1 protein-coding gene and 2 pseudogenes are annotated in these 3,691 nt (G+C 62.6%); all 3 read right to left on the bottom strand.

The window, feature by feature from the left end; genetic code table 11:
• Positions 1–260 precede the first annotated feature (260 nt).
• Positions 261–2,273: an FUSC family protein gene (locus tag BUB54_RS19555; protein ID WP_048878913.1), complete on the bottom strand. Its 2,013-nt coding sequence runs from the start codon at positions 2,271–2,273 to the stop codon at positions 261–263.
• Positions 2,274–2,442: 169 nt separating this feature from the next.
• Positions 2,443–2,940: pseudogene (locus BUB54_RS21700) on the bottom strand (transposase); the annotation flags it as partial.
• Positions 2,937–3,691: pseudogene (locus BUB54_RS19545) on the bottom strand (IS5 family transposase); the annotation flags it as partial. The pseudogenes BUB54_RS21700 and BUB54_RS19545, both read right to left, overlap by 4 nt.

Below are 3,691 nucleotides of genomic sequence, written 5' to 3'. Positions count from 1 at the left end.
CAATCGAGCAGGCTTTCGCGATCCTCAAACGGCAACGGAGCTTCTCAGGAAAATCCCTCGATGAATTAATAACGTCACACTCTTAATGGGAATTACTATATCTCGCCGATATCGTCGGGCGTATAGCCAATCAACTAGGTTAGTGAACTTTCGGCTTGGTTGTGGAAACAGAGCAAAGCTCAGCATTCCGCTTAAGCCAGCGCGGTCTTGCGCTTAAGCCTATCCGGGGCAGGCGCAGATGAGCCTAAGACCGTTCCCGCTCAGGGTATTGGCTGGCGGGCTTCCAGCCCAAGCGTGGCCTCCTCGATGAGGGCAAGGAGATGCCGGGCGCGCAGGATCTCGGGCGGCTCGGACGCCGTGCGAGTGGGAGGTGGGCGGTTGGGCGTGCTGGCTCGGGCGATGTCGTCGGCGATGGCGCGGAGGCGCTCACCAATCTCGTCAATCTCGAGGGCGCAGGCGGAGCTTTCCGCCTCAGCACAGCCTTCGGCCTGCCGCGCCCGCATGAGGCTGCCGATGGCGATGGCGGCAAGGCCACGCGCCGCCTCGGCGATGACCATTGCCGGGGCGAGCGCAAGCGGTTGGGAGAGACGCGGCTCGTTCTGCATGCGCCGTAGGGCGGCTTCGGCATTATTGCCAGCGATTCCCGCTGCCCTGCAAAGTGCGTCCAGGCGCGGGTTGGTGAGGGGCGGCTCTGCGGTCTGGTTGGTCGCGAGGGCCGCGAGCAGGAAGGCTCCATTTGCGCGCACCGCCTGGGCGAGAAGCGGCCGCAAGGCGCGGCTTTCCCAACTAGGCCAGAAAAGGACTGTCATGAGCAGGCCGATTGCCGCGCCGACCAGATTGTCCGCCAGGCGCTCTATACTGAGGCCGGAGGAAAATATGCCGCTATCGGCATAAAGCTCGGTCATGACTAGGAAGAGCGGCGTCACGCAAATAACGTATAGCGCATAGCTGGCCGAGCGGACTGTCATGGCGAGCAAGCTGAGCGGCACCATGACGACCATAGCCTCGGCGGGACCTTCTAGCATGAGAGCGGCGGCGGCGGCGATCGCGCCGCCGACGATGGTGCCGCCGACTCGCGCAAGGGCGCGCTGCAGGGTGGTGGAAGGATAGGTTTGCAGGACGATTACGGCGGCCAGCGTGATCCAGTGGCTGTGCGGGAGGCCGAGCACGTTGGTCAGCGCGGTGAGCCCCGAACCTGTAACGGCGAAGCGCGCCGCGTGGCGACAGGAAAGCGAGCTCCAGGAAAGATTCTCGCGTAACAGCAGGATACGCCGTGACAAGGCGCCCTTGCCCGTCGAATTGACGGCCGGGTCTGGCGGTAGATCAACAGAGGTGAAGGGCGAGGCCCAGTGCCATGCATCGGCCAGGGCGGCCGCGATCTCAGGAGGGGTGGATAGCGGCAGCTGTTGCCCGCTACGGAGCGTGGAAGAGACGCCTTCCGCCAGCGCCGCCGCCTGATCGTGGAGATACCCCGGGAGGCCATTCAGCGCCTGGCACGAGGCGCTGCCACACGCAGCATCGGTGAGAGAGGTCCGGAGTGTGAGAAGGGCGAGCAGCAGGTGGTCGGCGCGGATAAAGGCACCGAGTGCCACTTGCCGTGCGGACGTCATACCCGGCTGGGGCGGCGGCGCGGCCGCGATGGCTTCGCGCGCCGCCTCGATCGCGTCTCGTACAGCCCCGCGGCGGAGCCTGGATGTTCCATCTCGGATATCCTCGGCGAGCATCGCTTCCAGCGTGAAGATGTGGGCGATCGCCACCCGAAGCGTCGCCTCCAGCCGCTTGCCGCCAGGCAGCATGACGAGGCCAAGGCCCCAAAAGCCGCCCGCTAGTGTCAGCGCCGCCATCTGGACTGCTACAGACAGGGATGACGTCTGATGCACGCCGAGCAGGATAAGAAGAATGACAGCCACCATGCTGCCGGCAGATGCCGCCGCTTCACCCCAGACTCGGATAAAGATTGCACCGAAGCACCAGAGGCCAGCGAAGAGAGACGCGATGAGCAGGTGCGGGCGGAGTAGAACGGCGAGGAAGGCACCCGTCGCGCTCGCCAGAATGAAGGCGGTGATGGTAACCAACTGCCGACGTCGCGGCCATCCCGGATCGATCGGTACGATCCAGAAGGCGATGAGAGCAGTCCAGGAGAGGCCGGGCGCATCGCAGAGCGCGGCGAGTGCCAGCGGCACTCCACAGGCCAGGGCCGCGCGGAGTCCGGCACTGAGATTCCAGTCTTGGGCCGCGAGACGCTTCGCGGCAGTAGCGAGGCGCGCGATCATGCGGGCTCGCCTGTTAGAACAATAAAGAAATAGAACACATGGATGCAGCAGGGGCTCGTTCGTTATTGGGCTTCCTGGGTTGACGAGTTTCTAACAAGTCATGACCGAAACGTCGTAAATACGCAATGGCGATCCCCTTGGTGTCGTCCACCTCGCATGAACCGACCACCTAGCTGTCTGGTTGCGAGACGTCATTGGCATAATAGAGGATTTCATCGACCTTTGGCAGCAGGTCATTGCTGTCTGCGGGCTTGTAGTGTGGGTTTGCCAAGCGTCCATTGCGTGCAAGATGTCGACGAACGGTGTCAATGGGTGAGCCCCCGGACAGCACGCGTTGTCGTCGCCCGTTGTAAGCACGGTTGAAGCCGAGAAGAAGTATTTCGAGATCTGCATGTCCGGCGACGTTAATGCCGAGAACTTCGCTTGCAATGCGACCGTTGAAGCGCTCGACCTGATTGTTCCATGACGCCGAGGTCGGTGTGTAGTGAACATGCCAGCGTGGCCGCTTGAGGAACCAATTGCGGATCAGCTTGGTTTTATGTGTGCCGTAATTATCCAGGACAACTTGGATGTCGAGATTGGCGGGCACGTTGCGCTCGACCTCGTCGAGGAACTTGCGGAACTCTTGTGAGCGATGGCGGGGCATGCATTTGCCGATAATGCGACCTCCGGCGCGTGAAGGCTGTAAACTTTCGGCCCGCGTTGCCTGGCGCGCTGGGCATGGACCCGCTCGGCCAATGCGAGGTGCGGCGTATGTCGCGTATTACCCGGCCCAGCTGCGTTCGCAAACTCTTCAAGGCCCGGTTGGCACGGTTGAATTGTTTGGCGTGTGCATAGCGCTGATGGCGGATCAGCGCTATCTTGCCGACGCGCGCATAAGACTGGCGCAACTCAAAGCCGAGCCGCTTGGCCAGCCGCACCAGATGCGCGCGGGCGGGTGCGGGACAGCAATGTGGCATCGGTCGGGAAGGTAATCGCCTTGGGCTGCACCGTGGTGTCGACGATCACGCGGGTAAAATCCGACGGCTTTGCCGCGCCGGTGCGGGGCGCGGCGGCGAGGCTCTCCTGCAGCAGTGCCACCAGCCGCTCCTCGCCCATGCACTGGCGCCAGTGGGTGAGCGAAGAACGCTCGAATGGCAGCTTGTGGCAGAAGAATTCCGCACCGCAGAAATATTGATAATACAGGTTCTCCAGCCAGCGCTCACATAAGGCTTCATCGGAAAGATTGTGCATATGCTTGAGGATTGCCAAACCCGCCATTAGCCGGGACGGCAGCGGCGGCCAGCCGGGCTGATCGGTATAGACCGCGCCCAGTTGCTCGCTCAGAAACCGCCAGTCGATCGTCCGCGCCAGCTTCGCCAGCGCATGGCTCACGTCGATGATCTGATCCAGACGGGCGCGAAGCAGATCATGCTGAC

This window comes from Acidocella aminolytica 101 = DSM 11237 (assembly GCF_900129125.1).
Lineage (GTDB): Bacteria > Pseudomonadota > Alphaproteobacteria > Acetobacterales > Acetobacteraceae > Acidocella > Acidocella aminolytica.
The sequence above is the reverse complement of the archived record's forward strand: the minus strand, read 5'-3'. Positions and strand labels throughout refer to the sequence as shown.

Excerpts from the sequence above, each read along its gene's own strand:
- BUB54_RS19555 (WP_048878913.1), bottom strand. The coding sequence starts at position 2,273 with ATGATCGCGCGCCTCGCTACTGCCGCGAAGCGTCTCGCGGCCCAAGAC.